This window comes from Bradyrhizobium sp. LM2.9, from assembly GCF_054056555.1.
The window spans coordinates 6205420-6224949 of record NZ_JBSRYJ010000002.1 but is presented as its reverse complement, the minus strand read 5'-3'; the positions used below and the strand labels follow the sequence as shown (position 1 = coordinate 6224949).

18 protein-coding genes and 5 pseudogenes are annotated in these 19530 nt (G+C 64.0%); 14 read left to right on the top strand and 9 right to left on the bottom strand.

The window, feature by feature from the left end; all coding sequences use genetic code 11:
- Positions 1 to 1254 carry a tRNA (N(6)-L-threonylcarbamoyladenosine(37)-C(2))-methylthiotransferase MtaB gene (mtaB, locus tag ACVWW3_RS32070; protein WP_456651991.1) on the bottom strand — a complete coding sequence of 418 codons (1254 nt, stop codon included), beginning with the start codon at positions 1252 to 1254 and terminating at the stop codon, positions 1 to 3.
- Entirely contained in the window at positions 1254 to 2129 is an 876-nt protein-coding gene (gene dapF, locus ACVWW3_RS32065) for a diaminopimelate epimerase (RefSeq protein ID WP_456651992.1), read from the bottom strand. The genes mtaB and dapF overlap by 1 nt, the downstream gene beginning before the upstream one ends.
- A 235-nt stretch (positions 2130 to 2364) precedes the next feature.
- Here dapF and ACVWW3_RS32060 point away from each other — a divergent pair.
- Together ACVWW3_RS32060 and ACVWW3_RS32055 are read left to right on the top strand one after the other, a co-directional pair.
- Positions 2365 to 3154: pseudogene (locus ACVWW3_RS32060) on the top strand (GyrI-like domain-containing protein).
- Between the two features lie 5 nt (positions 3155 to 3159).
- Positions 3160 to 3879 (top strand): SIMPL domain-containing protein, encoded by a 720-nt coding sequence (locus ACVWW3_RS32055; RefSeq protein ID WP_456651994.1) that lies wholly within the window; start codon positions 3160 to 3162, stop codon positions 3877 to 3879.
- Between the two features lie 145 nt (positions 3880 to 4024).
- On the opposite strand, the gene ACVWW3_RS32050 is transcribed toward ACVWW3_RS32055, so the two are convergent.
- The gene (locus ACVWW3_RS32050) at positions 4025 to 5089 is read right to left on the bottom strand and encodes an MBL fold metallo-hydrolase (protein ID WP_456651995.1); all 1065 of its coding nucleotides are present in this window, start codon (positions 5087 to 5089) and stop codon (positions 4025 to 4027) included.
- A 331-nt stretch (positions 5090 to 5420) separates the two neighbouring features.
- Between ACVWW3_RS32050 and ffh the strand changes: the two genes are divergently transcribed.
- The 7 genes and pseudogenes from ffh to ACVWW3_RS32015 all read left to right on the top strand — a co-directional run bounded on the left by ffh (position 5421) and on the right by ACVWW3_RS32015 (position 11440).
- Positions 5421 to 6965: a signal recognition particle protein gene (ffh, locus tag ACVWW3_RS32045; RefSeq protein ID WP_456651996.1), complete on the top strand. Its 1545-nt coding sequence runs from the start codon at positions 5421 to 5423 to the stop codon at positions 6963 to 6965.
- Between the two features lie 85 nt (positions 6966 to 7050).
- Positions 7051 to 7383, top strand: a complete 333-nt coding sequence (rpsP, locus tag ACVWW3_RS32040) for a 30S ribosomal protein S16 (RefSeq protein ID WP_014438992.1) — start codon at positions 7051 to 7053, stop codon at positions 7381 to 7383.
- A gap of 9 nt (positions 7384 to 7392) precedes the next feature.
- Positions 7393 to 7923, top strand: a complete 531-nt coding sequence (gene rimM / locus ACVWW3_RS32035) for a ribosome maturation factor RimM (RefSeq protein ID WP_456651997.1) — start codon at positions 7393 to 7395, stop codon at positions 7921 to 7923.
- 106 nt (positions 7924 to 8029) lie between these two features.
- Positions 8030 to 8786: pseudogene (trmD, locus tag ACVWW3_RS32030) on the top strand (tRNA (guanosine(37)-N1)-methyltransferase TrmD).
- A gap of 108 nt (positions 8787 to 8894) precedes the next feature.
- Positions 8895 to 9278, top strand: coding sequence for a 50S ribosomal protein L19 (gene rplS / locus ACVWW3_RS32025; RefSeq protein WP_247344496.1), 384 nt, complete (start codon positions 8895 to 8897; stop codon positions 9276 to 9278).
- Positions 9279 to 9729: 451 nt separating this feature from the next.
- Entirely contained in the window at positions 9730 to 11136 is a 1407-nt protein-coding gene (gene leuC / locus ACVWW3_RS32020) for a 3-isopropylmalate dehydratase large subunit (protein ID WP_247444103.1), read from the top strand.
- A 94-nt stretch (positions 11137 to 11230) separates the two neighbouring features.
- Positions 11231 to 11440: a hypothetical protein gene (locus tag ACVWW3_RS32015; protein WP_247344503.1), complete on the top strand. Its 210-nt coding sequence runs from the start codon at positions 11231 to 11233 to the stop codon at positions 11438 to 11440.
- Positions 11441 to 11493: 53 nt separating this feature from the next.
- Here the strand turns inward: ACVWW3_RS32015 and ACVWW3_RS32010 are convergent, their stop codons facing one another.
- From ACVWW3_RS32010 to ACVWW3_RS32000, 3 genes are all read right to left on the bottom strand, one after another.
- Positions 11494 to 12060: a hypothetical protein gene (locus ACVWW3_RS32010; protein ID WP_456651999.1), complete on the bottom strand. Its 567-nt coding sequence runs from the start codon at positions 12058 to 12060 to the stop codon at positions 11494 to 11496.
- A gap of 152 nt (positions 12061 to 12212) precedes the next feature.
- Positions 12213 to 12479 (bottom strand): hypothetical protein, encoded by a 267-nt coding sequence (locus tag ACVWW3_RS32005; RefSeq protein ID WP_247344509.1) that lies wholly within the window; start codon positions 12477 to 12479, stop codon positions 12213 to 12215.
- 51 nt (positions 12480 to 12530) lie between these two features.
- Positions 12531 to 12812: a hypothetical protein gene (locus ACVWW3_RS32000; protein ID WP_247344596.1), complete on the bottom strand. Its 282-nt coding sequence runs from the start codon at positions 12810 to 12812 to the stop codon at positions 12531 to 12533.
- Between the two features lie 154 nt (positions 12813 to 12966).
- Here ACVWW3_RS32000 and ACVWW3_RS31995 point away from each other — a divergent pair, with 154 nt between their 5' ends.
- The 4 genes and pseudogenes from ACVWW3_RS31995 (at position 12967) to ACVWW3_RS31980 (ending at position 15500) form a co-directional block, all read left to right on the top strand.
- On the top strand, positions 12967 to 13368 hold the full coding sequence (locus tag ACVWW3_RS31995; RefSeq protein WP_456652000.1) for a metallopeptidase family protein: 402 nt from the start codon (positions 12967 to 12969) through the stop codon (positions 13366 to 13368).
- A 90-nt stretch (positions 13369 to 13458) separates the two neighbouring features.
- Positions 13459 to 14061, top strand: a pseudogene (gene leuD, locus ACVWW3_RS31990) (3-isopropylmalate dehydratase small subunit); the annotation flags it as partial.
- Positions 14062 to 14145: 84 nt separating this feature from the next.
- Positions 14146 to 14931 carry a hypothetical protein gene (locus ACVWW3_RS31985; protein ID WP_456652001.1) on the top strand — a complete coding sequence of 262 codons (786 nt, stop codon included), beginning with the start codon at positions 14146 to 14148 and terminating at the stop codon, positions 14929 to 14931.
- A gap of 152 nt (positions 14932 to 15083) precedes the next feature.
- Entirely contained in the window at positions 15084 to 15500 is a 417-nt protein-coding gene (locus ACVWW3_RS31980; RefSeq protein ID WP_456652002.1) for a hypothetical protein, read from the top strand.
- A gap of 33 nt (positions 15501 to 15533) precedes the next feature.
- Here ACVWW3_RS31980 and ACVWW3_RS31975 read toward each other — a convergent pair whose 3' ends face one another.
- Positions 15534 to 17183, bottom strand: coding sequence for a caspase family protein (locus ACVWW3_RS31975; protein WP_456652003.1), 1650 nt, complete (start codon positions 17181 to 17183; stop codon positions 15534 to 15536).
- Between the two features lie 157 nt (positions 17184 to 17340).
- Positions 17341 to 17610, bottom strand: a pseudogene (locus ACVWW3_RS31970) (CoA ester lyase); the annotation flags it as partial.
- A gap of 25 nt (positions 17611 to 17635) precedes the next feature.
- On the opposite strand from ACVWW3_RS31970, the pseudogene ACVWW3_RS31965 reads away from it, so the two are divergent.
- Positions 17636 to 18169 (top strand): annotated as a pseudogene (locus ACVWW3_RS31965) (hypothetical protein); the annotation flags it as partial.
- A gap of 230 nt (positions 18170 to 18399) precedes the next feature.
- On the opposite strand, the gene ACVWW3_RS31960 reads toward ACVWW3_RS31965, so the two are convergent.
- Complete coding sequence (locus ACVWW3_RS31960) at positions 18400 to 19515, bottom strand: MFS transporter (RefSeq protein ID WP_456652004.1); 1116 nt, start codon at positions 19513 to 19515, stop codon at positions 18400 to 18402.
- Positions 19516 to 19530: the final 15 nt, after the last annotated feature.

Genomic DNA, 19530 nt, shown 5'->3' with positions numbered 1-19530 from the left:
CTATGTGGCTAACCGCTCGCCATCACTAGCCGTAATTCTGAGCGGCACGACGCTTCCCACCTCTTCGCCCCCAATCGCCACCGGCAGATAATGCTCCGTCCGTCCTTGCTCCGCGCTCTCGATCAGCACTTCACGCGTGGCGCCGATCTCGGCTTGCAGCCGGTGGCGCAATGCCGCTTCGCCCGCCGCACGTAGCCGCTTCGCGCGTTCCTTGATGACTGGCCCCGCGACCTGCGGCATCCGCGCGGCCGGCGTGCCGGGGCGTGGCGAATAGGGGAAGACGTGCAGGAAAGTCAGTCCGCATTCCTCGACCAGATCGAGCGAGCGCGAGAACATCTCCTCGGTCTCGGTCGGAAAGCCCGCGATGATGTCGGCCCCGAACGCGATGTCCGGCCGCAGACGGCGCACCTGGTCGCAGAACGCAATTGCGTCGCCACGCGAATGCCGCCGCTTCATGCGCTTCAAGATCATGTCGTCGCCGGACTGCAGCGACAGATGCAGATGCGGCATCAGCCGCGAATCGTCGGCGATGGCATCTAACAGATCACGATCTGCCTCGATCGAATCGATCGAAGAGATGCGCAGCCGCTTGAGCTCCGGCACATGCCGCAAAATCTGCTTCGTCAGCATCCCGAGTTTCGGTGCGCCCGGCAGATCACTGCCGTAACTGGTGAGATCGACGCCGGTCAGCACGATCTCGGCATGGCCGCGCTCGACCAACGCCCGCACCTGATCGACGACGGCGCCCATCGGCACCGAGCGCGAATTGCCGCGCCCGAACGGAATGATGCAGAAGGTGCAGCGATGGTCGCAGCCGTTCTGCACCTGCACGAACACGCGCGGCAAGCCGCTCGCAAAACCGTCGATAAGATGCGGCGCCATCTCCTTCACTGCCATGATGTCGCTGACAGCGATTTTTTCGCTGGCACCGAGATCAAACGCCGCACGCGCATCGTGCCAGGCGCTGCTGCGCATCTTGTCGTCATTGCCGACGACGCGATCGACCTCGGCCATAGCGGCGAACATGCCGCTTTGCGTCTGCGCGGCACAGCCGGTGACGACGATGCGCGCTCCCGGCCGCTCGCGCTTCAATTTGCGGATCGACTGGCGCGCCTGGGCCACCGCCTCGTTGGTGACGGCGCAGCTGTTGATGACGATGGTATCTGAAAGGCCCGCGCTCTCGGCCTCGCGGCGGATCACCTCGGCCTCGAAGGCATTGAGGCGGCAGCCGAAGGTGACGATGTCGACGGCCATCAGCCGACCGGCGCGAACAGCGCCGGATCGAAACTGCCTTCATATTCGAAGGTCGCCGTGCCCGTCATCAGCACGTGGTCGTCGCGCTCGCGCCATTCGATACCGAGCTTGCCGCCGGGCAGCGTGATCTCGACATTGCGCCCGGCGCGCTTCAGCCGCGCCGCCGCGACTGCGGTGGCGCAGGCCGCGGAGCCGCAGGCCCTGGTGAGGCCCGCGCCGCGCTCCCAGGTGCGGATCGTGATGTGGTCGCGATCGACGATATGGGCCAGCGTGATATTGGCGCGCTCGGGGAAGATCGGGTGATTTTCCAGCAGCGGACCAAAGCGCTCGAGATCGTAGGCGTTGACGTCATCGACCCAGAACACCGCATGCGGATTGCCCATGCTCACCACCGAGGGCGAATGCAGGATCGGACTGTCGATCGGACCGATCTGCAATTCGATGTAGCGGGTGTCGCGGAATTCCTGGTCGAGCGGAATGTCCTGCCAGCCGAACTTCGGCGCGCCCATGTCCACGGTATAGAGATCGGGCGTCGGCCCCTGCCAGCAATTGAGCAGGCCCGCGGCGGTTTCGAACGTCACCGTCGTCTGGCCGGTCTTCTCGAACAGGCGCCGCACCACGCAGCGCATGCCGTTGCCGCAGGCGCCGGCCTCGGAGCCGTCATTGTTGTAGATGCGGATGAAGGCTTCGGTGCCGTCGAACCGCGGCTTCTGCAGCACCATCAACTGGTCGTAGGGCACGCCGCCTTGAGCCGACGCCACCGCGCGGGCATCGTCCGGGGTGACCGGCGAGGTGGAATCGCGCATGTCGACAACGACGATCTCGTTGCCGATGCCGTTCATCTTGGCAAATGCGTGATTGGCCAGCGCGCTCATGAAAATTCCCGAATTTCGCCTGCCTTATATGGCGATCCTTGCCGGCTTGGCCAGTGATTTGCCACCTGACGTCAGGACGTCTGCCATGACGCATCTGTCATGGGACGAATTCGGCGCTCGCGTGTTAGAACGACGCAATTCGCGCAAACCGGGACGCGCAGCCGGGTTAAGCCCTTGGTGGATTAAGGCCTTGGTGCGCAAGGCCTTAATGCGTAAGGTTTTGGGGAGAGTAAAAATGTTCAGGTTTCGTCGTCTCGCTTTGGCCGCGCTGATCCCGGCAGCGGCCTTGTCGTTTGGTCTGTCCGCCACGCTGGCCCAAACGCCGAGCCCGGCGCCGGCCACATCAGCGAGCCCCGCGCCGGCCCCGTCGGCTTCGCCCTCCCCCGCGGCAAGTGCCTCGCCCGCACCCGTGGCAACGCCCTCGCCGGCGGGGGGCCAGCGCCTCGCCAAGCCCTAGCGCTTCGCCAAGCCCTGCAACGTCGCCCTCACCCGCAGCCAGTGCCTCACCGAGCCCCGCCGCCCCGCCGCCCGCTGCCGCCGCAAACCCGGCTCCCGTGCAGACCGCCGATCCCTTCGGCCAGGAGGCCACGCTCGAGCCCAAGAAGGTCGTGATGGTCAAGGGCACGGCCAATTGGGACTCGGCCTTCGACACGCTGATCGACGCCTTCAAGGCGCTGAACACGCTGCTGGACAAGCAGGGCATCAAGCACGCCGGCAATTCGATGATCGTCTACACCTCGACCGACGACACCGGCTTCACCTTCCTTGCCGAGATCCCGGTCGAGCAGGACCCGAAGAACCTGCCCAAGGACATGAGCGTCGGCAAATCGCCGGAGGGCAAAGCCCTGAAATTTGTCCATCGCGGCTCCTACGACAACATGGACAACACCTACGAGGCGATCACCAATCACCTCGACGACAAGAAGCTGGAAGCCAAGGACACCTTCATCGAGGAGTACCTCACCGATCCCCTGAAGACGGCGGAGGACAAGCTCGTGATCAATGTTTTCGTGCCGCTGAAGTGAGACCGATGAAAAAGCCTGCCATCCTTTTTACCTCCCTTGTTACGTCCTTTGCCGCCGCGCTGCCGGCAACGCCTGCGCTCGCCGACGATTTTCCGCCCGCGATTACGGTGAGCGGCGAAGCCACGGTTTCCGCAGCACCCGATCTGGTGCATATCGATGCCGGCGTAGCCAACGACGCCAAATCGGCGAAGGAAGCTTCAGACGCCAACAACGCCGCGATGGGCAAGGTGCTGCTGGCGCTGAAGGGCGCAAGCATTGCCGAGAAAGATTACCAGACCTCGCGGCTGTCGCTGCAACCGCAATACAGCCAGAACAAATCCACCGGCGCCTCGCCCGTGGTCGGCTTCCGCGCCTCGAACCGCGTCACCGTGAAAATTCGCGACGTGACCAAGGTCGCTGGCATCATCGACACGCTGGTCGGCGCCGGCGCCAACGATATCGGCAACATCTCCTTCGAGGTGACGCAGGCCTCAAAACTGCTCGACGACGCCCGCGAGCAGGCGGTCACCGATGCCCGCCGCAAGGCGGAGATCTATGCCAGGGCCGCCGGTGTGACGCTGGGTGCGCCGCTCAGCGTATCCGAAGGCGGCGCCCCGATGCCGCTGTTCAAGGGCCGCATGGCCGCTGCTCCAATGGCCGCAGGCGGCGCCGCCGTCGCACCGGGCGAGGAAACACTGTCGGTGACGGTGAATGTGAGCTGGGCGATCAAGCCAAAAGAGCAGTAGGTCTCGTGTCCCGGACGCGCTGCAGCGTGAAACGCTGCTGCGCAGAGCCGGGACCCAGCGTGCCGCAAGCATGGACCCCGGCTCTGCGGCGCACCATCGAAGAGACGCTGCGCTGCGTCCGGGGCACCAGCGGCTTGCCAGGACGTTAAATCTCCACCACCTGGCCCGGCTTCATCGCCACGAACCGCTCTTGCTGAATCTTCGCTGCATCCAGCGCCTCGACCAGCGCCTTGGCCGGCGCGTCGATTGCCTCATCGGTCAGCTGGAACGTGCCGTGATGATGCCCCAGCGCGGCTTGCGCGCCGCAATCCGCCAGCGCCTTCACCGCATCTTCCGGATTCATGTGCTGATCGCGCATGAACCAGCGCGGCTCGTAGGCGCCGATCGGGAGGATCGCGAGACGCAACGGCCCATACTTCTCGGCGACGCGGCGAAAATGCTTGCCATCGCCGTAGCCGGAATCGCAGACGACGTAGATTTTCCCCGCCGGCGTCTCCAGCACGAAACTCGCCCACAGCGCCTTGTTGCGATCGAACATGCCGCGCGCTGACCAGTGCCGGGTCGGCACCAGCGTCACGGCGATGCCGCCGCCGAGCTCGACGCGATCGTGCCAGTCGAAGGCTTCCACCTTGAGCGTGGAATCGGTACTCCGCATCGTGACGTCGTTGCCGAGCGGGGTGACCACGCGCGGGGCAAAATTCTTGGCGAGCCGCGACAGCGTCGCGATGTCGAGGTGATCGTAATGGCCGTGCGAGACCAGCACGATATCGATCTTCGGCAGCTTGTCGAAGCCAATGCCGGGATCGTTATGCCGTTTCGGTCCCGCGAAGCTGACGGGCGAGACCCGCGTCGACCAGACGGGATCGACGAGGATGTTGAGGCCGCCGGTCTGGATCAGCCAGCTGGCATGGCCGACGAAGGAGAGCCGCACCTTGTCGCCGTCGACGCGCGCCGGCGGGGCATCGGCGTGGGGGCTCGGCGCCCAGTCCGGCCAGGCCGCGCGCTGTCGCTTGCCGCCGAACTGCCAGCGCAGCACCTCGCGAAGCGATTTCGGCGGCGCGCCGTCCGGATCGAAGAAGGTCAGCCCGTCGAAATGGTCGGAGGCGGGACCGTCATAGGTTTTCATGCGGGACATCCAAAGAGAGGGCACGCCAACCAACGCGCTGGCCCCGGCAAGCAGTCCGAAAAGGCGGCGGCGGGTGATCTTCACGGGTCAAGCTTCAGGGCTGGTCGGAGCGGCAGGACATCACCCTCATATGGGCCGGGCCAGAGAAAAAGGAACCTGCGGTCAAAAGAATCATCTTTTCAGTGACTTACCATGGCGAAGGCGTTCCGCCCCCCTAACTTTCCTTGACTTTTGAGCGTCAGCGGCGTTTAACCCCGCCACTTCTCGGAAAGGCTTTCTTTTCGACCCGCCGACTGGTCCCTGAGGCCAGAGGCCAACGCCCGACAGCGCTATGCGCCCTCGGGCGTAAAGGTGTTTGGATTTTCTGCTCCCCCGCCCCCGCGCTTGCGGGGAGAGGTGAAAAAGGACAACGGCATTGTTCGACAATCTGTCGGAACGGCTTGGCGGCATTCTCGATCGTCTGACGGGGCGCGGTGCGCTGACCGAAAAGGACGTCGACGCCGCGATGCGCGAGGTGCGCCGCGCGCTGCTGGAAGCCGACGTCGCGCTCGAAGTGGTGCGCAGCTTCACCGAGCGGGTCCGCGAGCAGGCGATCGGCGCCACCGTCGTCAAGTCGGTCACGCCAGGCCAGATGGTGGTCAAGATCGTCCATGACGAGCTGATCAACATGCTCGGCGCCGAAAGCCAGAACATCGACGTCAATTCCGTGCCGCCGGTGCCGATCATGATGGTCGGCCTGCAAGGCTCCGGCAAGACGACCACCACCGCAAAGCTCGCCCGCCGCATGGTCCAGCGCGACAAGCGCAAGGTGCTGATGGCGTCGCTCGACATCTACCGTCCCGCGGCGATGGAGCAGCTGGCCGTACTGGGCCGCGACCTCGACATTCCGACGCTGCCGATCGTCGCCGGCCAGCAGCCGGCTCAGATCGCGAAGCGCGCGCTGGAGGCCGGCAAGCTCGGCGGCTACGACGTCGTGCTGCTCGACACCGCCGGCCGCACCACGCTCGACGAAGAGATGATGGCGGAAGCGGCAGCGATCAAAGCCGCCGCCAATCCGCATGAAGTGCTGCTGGTGGCAGACAGCCTCACCGGCCAGGACGCCGTCAACCTGGCCCGCGCCTTCGACGAGCGCGTCGGCCTGACCGGCATCGTGCTCACACGTGTGGACGGCGACGGCCGCGGCGGCGCCGCGCTGTCGATGCGCGCCGTCACGGGCAAGCCGATCAAGCTGCTCGGCACCGGTGAAAAAACCGATGCGCTGGAGGATTTCCATCCCGACCGTATCGCCGGCCGCATCCTCGGCATGGGCGACGTGGTCTCGCTGGTCGAACGCGCCGCCGCCAATATCGACGCCGAAAAGGCCGCGCGCACCGCCGAGCGCATGCGCAAGGGTCAGTTCGACCTCAACGACATGCGCGAGCAGCTGTCGCAGATGGCGAATATGGGCGGCATCAGCGGCCTGATGGGCATGATGCCCGGCATCGCCAAGATGAAGAACCAGATCGCGGCCGCCGGCATCGACGACAAGATTTTGAAGCGCCAGGTCGCGGTGATCGATTCCATGACGCGCGACGAGCGCCGTCATCCCGATTTGCTCAAGGCCAGCCGCAAGAAGCGCATCGCCGCAGGTTCCGGCCAGAGCGTCGAGCAGGTCAACAAGCTGCTCAAGATGCACCGGAACATGGCCGACATGATGAAGGCCATGGGTTCGGGCAAGCGCGGCCCGCTCGCCGGTATCGCGCAGGCGATGGGCTTTGGCGGCGGCATGAAGCCGCCTTCGCCGGAAGAGATGAAGGCGCTGCAGGAAAAAATGCAGAGCGGCGGCGGCGGCCTTCCGAGTTTGCCGAAGGATTTGCCGGCCGGTCTTCGCACCGGTCTGCCGAATGTTCCTGGACTGACCGGGCTGAGCGGCAAGCCGATGCTGCCGGGCCTCGGCGGATTTCCGGGCAAGAAGAAATGAGGAATTCGTCGCACGGGATCGCAAGCATCCCGCGCAACGCGGAATACCGATCAACCGAACAAACCGTACTTTCAAGGAGAACCAGATGTCCGTCGTTATCCGCCTCGCCCGCGCAGGCACCAAGAAGCGCCCCGTCTATCACGTCGTCGTCGCCGATTCGCGCTTTCCCCGTGATGGCCGCTTCATCGAGCGTCTCGGCTATTTCAACCCGCTGCTGCCGAAGGACAACGAGACCCGCCTGAAGCTCGACATGGACAAGGTCAAGGCCTGGCTCGCCAAGGGCGCGCAGCCGTCGGACCGTGTGTCGCGCTTCCTCGACGCCGCCGGCGTCAAGAAGCGCGAAGCGCGCAACAATCCGGAGAAGGCCGTGCCGCGCAAGGAGCGCAAGGCGCAGGCCGAAGCCGCCGCGAAGGGTTAAGGCCAGACCATGCCGGAGCTGGTCTGCGTCGCGCGGATCGGCGCCGCGCATGGTGTGCGCGGCGCGGTCAAACTGTGGACCTTCACCGAAGATCCCTTTGCCATCAGGCGCTACGGTCTGCTCTCGTCGAAGGACGGCAAGCGCCAGTTCGAGGTCGCGCAGGCACGCGAGGCCAAGGATCATCTGGTCGCGACGTTCAAGGGCGTCACGACCCGCGATGAGGCCGAACGGCTCAACGGCATCGAGCTCTACGTCGCGCGCGAAAAGCTGCCCGCGACCGACGCGGACGAATATTACCACACCGATTTGATCGGGCTTGCCGCCGTCACCCCTGACGGCGACGCGCTCGGCCGCGTGCTCGCGATTCATAATTTCGGCGCCGGCGACCTCATCGAGATCGCTCCGCCCAAAGGCCCGACGCTGCTGCTGCCGTTCACGAACGCGGTGGTGCCCGAGGTCGATCTTGCCGGCGGCCGCGTCGTGATCGCGCTGCCGCAGGAGATCGAAGGCGAGGACAAGGGCGAAGGCCGGGACGCATAACCACAGGCCGTGGTTTTGGTTAAGCTGTAGCGCCGATCATCGCAAAACGGGCAGCGGTGGCTATGGGTCCCGGGACTTCGCTGGGACGACGGATTTCTTAGGACCAATGACCAATCCCCTACCTTGGCGCGCGACGGTGCTGACGCTGTTTCCGGACATGTTTCCGGGGCCGCTGGGCGTGAGCCTGGCCGGCCGGGCGCTGGCGTCCGGGCTTTGGGAGCTGGAGGCGCGGGACATCCGGGCCTCGGCCACCGACCGCCACCGCAGCGTCGACGACACCCCGGCCGGTGGCGGGCCGGGCATGGTGCTCCGGGCCGATGTTCTGGCGGCGGCCATCGATGCCGCCAAAAGCGAACAGGACCGGCCGAAACTGCTGATGAGCCCTCGGGGTCGGCCATTGACCCAGGCCCGCGTCCTGGAGCTGGCCAAGGGTCCGGGTCCCCTGATCGTCTGCGGGCGGTTCGAGGGGGTGGATCAGCGGGTGATCGACGGGCGGGGGCTGGAGGAGGTCTCGATCGGCGATTATGTCCTCTCCGGCGGCGAAATCGCGGCCCTGGCCCTGATCGATGCCTGCGTCCGGCTGCTGCCGGGCGTGATGGGCAAGGAAGCCTCGGGAACCGAGGAAAGCTTTTCGGACGTGCCTGCTCGAATACCCCCAATACACCCGTCCGCAGCTGTTCGAGGGAACTCCGATCCCCGAAATCCTGACCTCAGGCAACCATGCCAAGGTCGCTGGCTGGCGGCGGGCGGAAGCGGAGGCCCTGACGGCGGCCCGGCGACCCGATTTGTGGGCCCAAATCCCAAGCAAGGCCCCGAATCGGGCCGGACGCCAAAAAACGCCAAAAAACAAGACAGACGGGTGACAAACGCTCCGGCTTGTCCTATAGGAGCGGCCACATCCGCAATAGCTGGATAGACGAATTTCGCGCAGCCCCCGTCCTGCGGCTGGGCGCGCCGATGGAGACTTACCCATGAACCTGATCCAACAGCTTGAAAAAGAGCAATTCGACAAGCTCGCCGCCGGCAAGGAGATTCCGGAGTTCGGACCGGGTGACACCGTGATCGTCAACGTGAAGGTGGTCGAAGGCGACCGATCCCGCGTGCAGGCCTATGAAGGCGTCTGCATCGGCCGCTCCGGCGGTGGGCTCAACGAGAGCTTCACCGTCCGCAAGATTTCCTACGGCGAGGGCGTCGAGCGCGTGTTCCCGGTGATGTCGCCGATGATCGACTCGATCAAGGTGGTGCGCCGCGGTAAGGTGCGTCGCGCCAAGCTCTATTATCTCCGTAGCCTTCGCGGCAAGTCGGCCCGCATCGTCGAGAAAAAGCAGGACCGCGCCACCGCCGTCAACGAGTAAGCTCTCGCTTACAGGCGAGTTTCGGAGAGCGCGGGGCCAAACCCCGCGCTTTTTTGTTGCCTGCTCGCAGGTCTCGCCCCTCATCCTGAGGAGCGCGGAACGCGCGTCCCGAAGGATGCAGGCCCGCCGATGGCCTCGCCCTTCGAGACGCGCGCTGAGGCGCGCTCCTCAGGGTGAGGGGCATGTCTTGCGCGAGCCTTGAAAGCCCTCGCGATTCCAATTCGGCCTGCTATATATTCTTGGAATGTTTCCAGATCCGACCAGCCTCTCGTCCGCCAAGCGCATCGTCATCGACGATCGCTCACGGCTGCCTGGCCGGTTCTTCGGGCGCTTCGCGACCTCGGCAACGTCAGAGCTTACGCGCGCAGCCTAAAAGCTGCGCTGACGATTTTGTTGCCCCGCGCGCCACCCGCGCAACCCGCTCTACACAACATTCCTGGAGCTGACGCTCATGTCCAAGCCGACCACATTGTACGACAAGATCTGGAACGACCATCTGGTGCACGAAGCCGAGGACGGCACCTGCCTGCTCTATATCGATCGCCATCTGGTGCACGAGGTGACCTCACCGCAGGCGTTCGAAGGCCTACGCACCACCGGGCGCAAGGTCCACGCGCCCGAGAAGACGCTCGCTGTCGTCGATCACAACGTCCCGACCACCGACCGCACCAAGCCGAACCCGGATCCGGAGAGCATCGAGCAGATCAAGGCGCTGGCTGACAACGCCAGGGAATTCGGCATCGAATATTACGACGAGTTCGACAGGCGCCAGGGCGTCGTCCACGTCATCGGCCCCGAGCAGGGCTTTACGCTGCCCGGTACCACCATCGTCTGCGGTGACAGCCACACCTCGACGCATGGCGCGTTCGGCGCGCTCGCGCACGGCATCGGCACGAGCGAGGTCGAGCACGTGCTGGCGACGCAGACGCTGATCCAGAAGAAGGCGAAGAACATGCGCGTCACCGTCGACGGCAAATTGCCGGACGGCGTGACAGGCAAGGACATCATCCTGGCCATCATCGGCGAGATCGGCACCGCGGGCGGCACCGGCTACGTGCTGGAGTACGCCGGCGATGCGATCCGTGCGCTCAGCATGGAAGGCCGCATGACCGTCTGCAACATGTCGATCGAAGGCGGCGCGCGCGCCGGCCTGGTTGCGCCCGATCAGAAAGCCTACGACTTCCTGCGCGATCGTCCCAAGGCGCCGAAGGGTGCCGCCTGGGACGCGGCGATGCGTTACTGGGAGAAACTGCGCTCCGACGAGGGCGCGCATTTCGACCACGAGCTGCGCCTCGACGCCGCCAAGCTGCCGCCGATCGTGACCTGGGGCACGAGCCCCGAGGACGTGATCTCGGTGACCGGCATCGTGCCCGACCCCGACAAGATCGCGGACGAGGCCAAGCGCCTGTCGAAGCACCGCGCCTTGAAGTACATGGGCCTGACCGCGGGCACGAAGATCACCGACATCAAGCTCGACCGCATCTTCATCGGCTCCTGCACCAACGGCCGCATCGAGGATTTGCGCGCGGCAGCAAAGATTGCGCAAGGCAAGACCGTTTCAGCGCATGTCAACGCCATGGTCGTGCCGGGCTCCGGCCTCGTGAAGGAGCAGGCCGAGGCCGAGGGTCTGGACAAGATCTTCATCGCGGCCGGATTCGAATGGCGCGAGCCGGGCTGCTCGATGTGCCTCGCCATGAACCCGGACAAGCTGGCTCCGGAAGAGCGTTGCGCCTCGACCTCGAACCGCAATTTCGAGGGCCGCCAGGGCTTCAAGGGCCGCACCCATCTGGTGTCGCCGGCGATGGCGGCGGCCGCGGCGATCGCGGGTCACTTCGTCGACGTCAGGGAGTGGCGCTGAGCCGCTTCCTGCAATTTGAACGATCGCGGCAAACCGCCGTTAATCGGCAGCGCCGATACTGCGTCCTCGCGACGGTTTCGCGAGGACACGCCTCATGGTCAACAAGCCTGAATATGTCGATCTGATCAGCGCGGCGACGCCCCAGCATCGGCGGCGCACCGCGCCGCTGCGCATCGTCGCCAAACCCGAGGTCGAGGAAACCTCAAGGCTCAGCCGCTGGCCGCCGGCGATGTTCAAGCAGTGGAAGCTGGAGAACCTCACACGCTGGAAGTCGGCTTCGTGGAAGCTGAAGGATTGGCTTTAAGCCACCGAATGAAAAAGGGCGCCACCGAGGCGCCCTTTTCATTTCGATCGTGCTTACCAATACCGGTACGGATGGTGCCAGCGATGCCAGCGGCAGACGCGGCGCGGGCCGTAATAGGTCCAGATGACCCGGCAGCGGCGCGGATAGCTGTAATAGGGATAGTAGCCGCCGTAATAGCGCCGGTGGAAATGGCGATGGCCGTAGTAGGCGGGACGATAGCCGCCATAACGGTGATAGCCGCCAAAGCGATGAACTCCGCCGTAGCGATAGCCGCCACCATGAAAGGCGGGCGCGGCGCGGAAGCCACCACCGTGGAAGCCACCGCCGCGAAAGCCACCGCCGCGGAAGCCGCCGAAATGTCCTCCGCCACCGTGGAAGCCGCCCCCTCCATGGAAGCCGCCGCCATGTCCACCACCGCCATGTCCACCGCCGCCACCGCCGCCGTGACGAACCTGGATCATGTCGTCGCTTGCGGCCTTCGCCGCCGGCAACGCCGTCGGATTGATCGGAGTCATTGCTTCAGCACGACGCGTGGTCCCGGCCGACAGCATCAGCGTCGTGGCGGCCGCAATCCCGAGCAAGCGGATCGGGCTTGCTCTGAGACCCAATATCCTCAGCATCGATTTCTCCCTGAATCTGGACAGCGGAGTTGCGACGCTCGTTCGCGCCGTGCGTCTGCGCTGTTCATTGACGGTCGCTCCCGAGATTAAATTAGGGACGGCGACGTGAATGCCTCATGAATGAACGATGTTCCCGGCGTCGTGCTGCGACGTCACCACCACGGCCCGAAGCTGAGCACGAACGGTGCGGGCACGCCGTAAGGATAAGGGCGGTAGTAGACAGGCCGCGCGTAGTAACGCGGCTCGTGAGGTGCGACGCGGCGCACAGCGTCATGATGGCGTCCGTGACGCCGCGCACCGAGGTCCGTTGCGGACGCCGACGCCTTTCTTGTCGCGGCATCCTGCGTCGCGGCAATGGAGACGCCGGGTAAAGCGACGATCAGCCCGAGGGCAACCGCTACTCCGATCCATCTCGTCATGATCGACCTCTGCTGCGCCCGCATGCGGTGCTGCCGGCGGGATCGGCCAACTCAGCCCCGACGCCAGTAGCAGCTCATATGCGGCACGATCACCGTGCCGCTGGGGCGGTATTCCTGCACATAGGTGGCGTTGCACTCGCGGACCGCATCGGGACCGGGGTTGTAGCGCGGATAGACGCCGTCAGGAGTGTAGTAGGGCGTAACGCGCAGACGCGCCGGCCGCCGCTTGCGCGGCGGCGGGACATCGTCTGACGAGGCCGCCTGGGCCAGCCTGATGCCGTGGGCCGCGGTCTGGGCTTCCGCGCCAACGCAAAACTGCGAAAACAACCCCATGCACAGTAGCGTCAGCGCTGTTTTCGTTCGCATTTTTCCGCCCACTTGAACGTCCTATTCGAGGCCTACGCTCCCCGTTTTGACGGCGCCCGTCAACCTCGCCGCGCTTATAATGCCGGATGCATCGCCGCGGAACCCGCGCTAAGAGGGATCCATGTGGACGGAATTGAAAGCGCCTTCGCTGGCCGAGATGGAAGCGACGGCCCATGACATCTTCGAGCGCCTGCCAACGGAATTTCGCAAGCTCTGCGAGGGCGTGATCATCCGCGTCGACGACCTCCCGACCGAGGAAGTCCTGGACGCGATGGAATGCGAAAGCGAGTTCGACCTGCTCGGCCTGTTCCAGGGCGTCGGCCTGCCGCAGCAGAGTTTTGGCGATGTGGCGCGTTTGCCCAACATGGTCTGGCTCTACCGCCGGCCGATCCTGGATTACTGGGCCGAGCACGACGAGAGCCTCGGCCATATCCTCCGCCACGTCCTGATCCACGAGATCGGCCATCATTTCGGCCTCTCGGACGACGATATGGCCGCGATTGAGGCCCAAGAGCCGGGTTGAGCAGACGAGATCTGCCGAATTCGGCCTAGGATTTGGGGCTCGATCGCGATAAATATCGGTTCTTCTGAGCCACCCCGGGAAAGCGCAACCATGGACAAGTTCACCACGCTGGAAGGCGTCGCGGCGCCGCTGAAGATCATCAATGTCGATACCGACATGATCATTCCGAAGCAGTACCTCAAGACCATCAAGCGCACCGGCCTTGGCAAGGGGCTCTTCTCCGAGCAGCGCTACAAGGACGACGGCAGCGAGAATCCGGATTTCGTCCTCAACCAGCCCGCCTATCGCAATTCGAAGGTGCTGGTCGCCGGCGACAATTTCGGCTGCGGCTCGAGCCGCGAGCACGCGCCCTGGGCGCTGCTCGACTTCGGCATCCGCTGCGTGATCTCGACCTCGTTCGGCGACATTTTCTACAACAACTGCTTCAAGAACGGCATTCTGCCGATCCGCGTGTCGCAGGAAGACCTCGACAAGCTGTTCGACGACGCCGAGCGCGGCGCCAATGCGACGCTGACGATCGACCTGCCGAACCAGGAGATCCGCGGCCCTGACGGCGGCACGGTCAAGTTCGAGATCGACCCGTTCCGCAAGCACTGCCTGATCAACGGCCTCGACGACATCGGCCTGACCATGGAGAAGAAGTCCTCGATCGACACTTATGAAGAGAAGCTCAAGAGCGAACGCGCCTGGGCTTTGATCGCAAGCTTTTACACGAGCCCCGGTGCCATCAGCGCCGGGGCTTTTTCTTTGCCCTCATTATCTCGTATAGCTTCGCGCATGCTGCCCGACATTGTCACCTTCTGGCATGGCCCGATGGACACCCTGCGCCAGACCTGTCTCCGTTCGCAGCTCGCGGCCGGCCACAAGGTCACGGTCTACAGCTTTGACACCATTCCCGGGCTGCCCGCCGGCGTCGACAATGCGGAGGCCGAGGCGATCCTGCCGCATGCGTTCTCCGAACGATTGCGGCCGCCGCAGCCGGACGGTGGCTGGCGCGACTGGACCACGCTTCAGTTCAGTGACTTCTTCCGCATGAAGCTGATGGCAAAGGGCCTCGGCCTGTGGCTCGATGCCGACGTGCTGCTGCTGAAGCCCGTCGAGATCGATCCGGCAAAACCCTACTTCGCCTGGGAGCGGCCGCGCCAGCTCGGCAATTCCGTGATCTACCTGCCGCCCAAGCACGGCATCGTTGCCGCCTTCGAAGAGCTGATGGAGCAGGAGGAGCTGACGCCGAACTGGCTGTCGCTGCGCCATCGCGTCACCTTTGCGATGCGTCGCCTGCGCGGCGGTTCGAACCGCCTCTCCGACATCCGCGTCGCGATCTTCGGACCAGCGGCATTGACCGCGCTCGCGCGCCGCACCGGCGAGCTGAGCTGCGCATTGCCGAAGCAGTCGTTCTACGCCGTGCATGCCGAGCCAAAACTGTTCTTCGATCCGTCGAGCTATCTCGGCCTCATCACCGACCCCGACATCATCGGCCTGCACATCTCGCCCAAGGGCCGCGGCGGCGAAAAGCCGATCCCGGGCAGCCTGTACGCATGGGCGGCGGAGCGGTTCGCATAGCTATCACGCAGAAGGTGCGCTCCCTCTCCCGCCTGCGGGAGAGGTGCAGCGGCGGCCGTGGCCTCGCTATCTCAAATTTGATCCAGCGCAACACGGTCCTGCACCATGATGCCTAGTCTTGCTCCCATCGCACGCGCCCAACGGAGCTTCGTATGAGCACCGCAAGCAGGCCTTATCCTGTCGTCCAGGACCTCATCGAGTCCTTTGCAAGCTGGCTGAAGCATCGCCGCGAGCTGAACGAGATCCGGCAGCTCGACCGCGCCGATTTCGACCGGATCGCGCAAGACCTCAGGATCGCGCCTGACGATCTCGAAGAGCTGGTCCGCCACGGCAAGCACGCCGCCGACGAGCTGCCGAAGATGCTCGAACAGCTCGGCATCAGCGCCGAAAGGCTCGGCCGCGCGCAGCCGCTGCTGCGCGACATGGAGCGGGTCTGCTCGCTCTGCAATCAAAAGGGCCAATGCGACCGCGAACTCGCCGACGGCACCGCCGCGGAGAACTACCGCGGCTTTTGCGCAAATTCTTCGACGCTGGAGTCGCTCGATCGCGCCGACGTTACGCCGAGCTGAGGCGGCGTCACCCGACGGAACGTCAACCGGCCTCTAAATCGCGCCATTTCGCGCGCAAGCATCACGCTGGGCAAATCCCTTCACGAGCTTTTTGCAGGCGCGATAGCGCTCTTCCATGCTCGTTCCTCCGACATGACCTGGAGGGCTCGGTTCAGCCGCGCTTTCCTTTTTGACTGGGCGAGGCTGCGAGGCTTTCTCGCGTTTGGTCGAAGGCTCAACTTCCTTTGGCACCGGCAAAAGCTGCCAGACCGGGTGAAGCTCTATGCTCACCGTCTCAGCTGGATTTTCCTTTTTGAAGGAAGAGAGGGCAAGGACGTTCTTTTCCAGCCTGACAGCAACTGGCGTCCCGTTGATTGAAAATTTGTTATCCGTAATATACTCCACGAACGATCGGTACCCCGCCTCATCTTTCACCCACGATGTCTTTCTCGGCGGCCCCCAGAGGTAGTATCCCCTGGCTAACCCGGTGGCAGAGACCTCCGTAACGATCAGCATGGCATACCGCCCTTTGCCATTCGCCCATCCACGCTTGTTGGACCACACGCCGACAAATCTGGAGTTGGCATTGAGCGGATCGTTCTGATCAGGCGAGATAGCGAAGCTTGGCAGTTTGAGTTGCTGAGCTGCCGCGATGACTGCAACTTTCTGGTTATCTTCGGGCGCAAATAGATTTCGGACGACAGTTTTTGCGTCCGATTTCGAAGGAGCGGCTGGAGATGAGAGCACCGCAACTTCGTTGGCCCTGAAATTCTTGACCCGCTGGCGCGCTTCTGCGGCGTGGCTGCTGCGGGGATACCTGGCCAGAAACTCCTCATAAAGGCCTGCCACCGTGGACGTCTGGATAGCCAGCCAAAACTTCTCGTCTTCTGTAGGATTTGCGGACGCGGGAACCGACGCGGCTGGCGCTTGACCGCTCGCCACAGGAGCTCTCAGGTAAATCTCTTCCTTCGACAAAGAGCCATATACGAAAGGCTGCTGCTCGCGCCTAGTGGCCGCCATCACGTCGTCACGAACACGACGAAACAGAAACGATATCTCCAGGCCCGGCGTTTCAATGTGGCGAAGGAGCGATGCCGTGAATGGGCTGTTCCGGCCATCCCCGTCACTTGCCGTAGTACCGTCCCGGGCGGCGTACGCAATCAGAACGTTATCGGATGGCTCCGTCGGTGCGAGTCCGCGAGCCACGGCCCGGGTGCTCATCGAACGCCTCATCTTTGCGGCAAAGGGATTGTTGCGGCATGCGTCCAGTATCACAAGGCCCAACTTTCGTGCCTTCGAAACCTGGAGGCTCACCGAGCGCAGGCTGATGGCCTCGCTTTCGATGTCGGAATCGCTGCGCAGCTCTGCGCCGACCGGAATCAGCCAATTTTCGCCACTGACCTCCATGCCATGTCCGGCATAGAATACAACCGCAAGGTCTGCTCCGTCAGCAGAGCGGCCGAACTCGACGACAGCCTTCCTCATCTCTTGCGCAGTCGCGTTCTTAACCTGGGTGACTTTGAAGTCGAGCCGCTCCAGCGCGCGGCCGATGTCGGCCGCATCGCGCGTCGGGTTTGGCAACTCGGGCACCTTCTCATAGGCGCCATTACCGATGACGAGCGCAACCCGAGCCTGCTGCGCAAGCGCCGGCGTGGCGAATGAAAATGACGTAACGAGAAGGACCGATACAAAAAAGATGCGCATCAAATGCTTGCCTGGATCAATATCTGGCGTGAGGGTAGCATTGTCTCTCACCACCGCAACTGGAAAAGCCGGGATGGTGGTCGTTAGAGGACCGCCGCTCTCCGGACATACCGGCGACTGAGTCGATGTTCGTTCGGCTTGAGCGGAACCGTGCCCCTCAACTCTTCCCCATTGCCGCGATCGCGTCCGCGATCTCGATCGTGCGTCGGGCCATGTCGGCGTGCAGGCGCTCCACCATCGCGCCGTCGAGACGGATCGCGCCGCGCGAGACGTTCTCCGGCAATTCGAACGCCGCGATGATCTTTCGCGCGCGCGCGACTTCCTCCTCGGGCGGCGTGAAGATCGCGCTGCAGGCGTCGATCTGCGACGGATGAATCAGCGTCTTGCCGTCAAAACCGAGATCGCGGCCCTGCGCGCAGGCGTTGGCAATACGGAGGCGGAGGCGATCCTGCCGCATGAAGCTGATGGCAAAGGGCCTCGGCCTGTGGCTCGATGCCGACGTGCTGCTGCTGAAGCCCGTCGAGATCGATCCGGCAAAACCCTACTTCGCCTGGGAGCGGCCGCGCCAGCTCGGCAATTCCGTGATCTACCTGCCGCCCAAGCACGGCATCGTTGCCGCCTTCGAAGAGCTGATGGAGCAGGAGGAGCTGACGCCGAACTGGCTGTCGCTGCGCCATCGCGTCACCTTTGCGATGCGTCGCCTGCGCGGCGGTTCGAACCGCCTCTCCGACATCCGCGTCGCGATCTTCGGACCAGCGGCATTGACCGCGCTCGCGCGCCGCACCGGCGAGCTGAGCTGCGCATTGCCGAAGCAGTCGTTCTACGCCGTGCATGCCGAGCCAAAACTGTTCTTCGATCCGTCGAGCTATCTCGGCCTCATCACCGACCCCGACATCATCGGCCTGCACATCTCGCCCAAGGGCCGCGGCGGCGAAAAGCCGATCCCGGGCAGCCTGTATGCGTGGGCGGCGGAGCGGTTCGGCTGAGCACCTAATTTGATCCAGCGCGACGGAGAACTTTCAGGGCTACTGTGCCAATGCGTCGACGTTGGAGCGCTCGATCGGGTGACCCACGGCGCACTGAATATCTGCCCTGCGCATTGCTGGGTTCCTGTGCCTGCTGCCCGTCCTTACGGATGCGGGTCATTTGTCGGGGCGCCTGCTCTATGCCAGCGGAGCGGACGCGCGGCAGCGATGATTGCGGCGCCGGTGACCCGCTAACGCTGTAAGCGGCTGGCAAGGACAAACATCGGCAAAGATGCAAGCTGCGCGGCGATTGCGAAGATGACCAGCGCCAGAATCGAGCGCTCATAGAGCAGACCCGTCACGACACTGCCGATCAGCCAGCCAATGCCATAGCCTCCATAGAACAGACCGAAGGCAAGGTTGCGCCTGCCTTCCGGCAGGACGGTGGCAACCAGCGCCTTGAGCAGCGTGTCCTGAGTGGCGTAGCCGATTCCCCACAATACGATGCCCACAAGCGCCGTGCCGAAGCCGCCGAAGAACACGAAGGGCGAGAACGTCGCCGACAGCAGAACTGCAACGAGCAGGACCGGCAGCCCGAAGCGATCGAACAGCTTCCCGAAAGCAAGACTGACGAGGACTCCGCATCCGGTGGAGATCGCGAGGAAGACAGGTATCCACTGCCCGGTCACGACGTGCGTTCGATCGAAATGATACGAGATCAGCTCAAAGCTCATAAGGCCGGCAGCAAAGAATGCGCCTGCGATCATGTAGCCCCAGAAGGCAGGCGAGAAATCACCGGCCGAAGCGGTCTGACCCTGCTCGAGCTTCGAAGGCACGGGAAAGCCGGCGCGCGCCACAGCGAGCGAGAGGAATGCAAGCAACGCCGGAATCAGCAGCAGCAGATAGCCCAGCTGATAGCTGCCATTCCAGAAAAGGACGGCGGCAATCATGAGCGGTCCGATCGTAGCTCCGACCTCGTCGAGCGCGGTGTTGAGACCGTAAACCCACCCCTTGCCGAGTTCGCCGGTCGTGTACGAGATCATCGCCTCGACCGTCGGCTTGCGGATCGCGCGCCCGACACGCTCGGCCAGCACCAGCAAAGCGGCGATCTGCCAGTTTCCTGCAACCGCCATCGCAGGCACCGCAATCAGGTTGATGCCATAGCCAATGAAGGTGATGAGCCAATAGCGCCCGCTCTTGTCGGCAAGGTATCCGGAGAAGGGCCGCAGCGCATAGCCAAGAAACTCTCCCGCGCCGGCGGTGATGCTGACCACGGCGGCGCTCGCCCCCAGCGTCGCCATGAACGGGCCATTGATGCTGCCGCCGCCCTCATAGGTGACATCGCCGAACAGATTGACGATGCCCATGGTGAACACGAACGT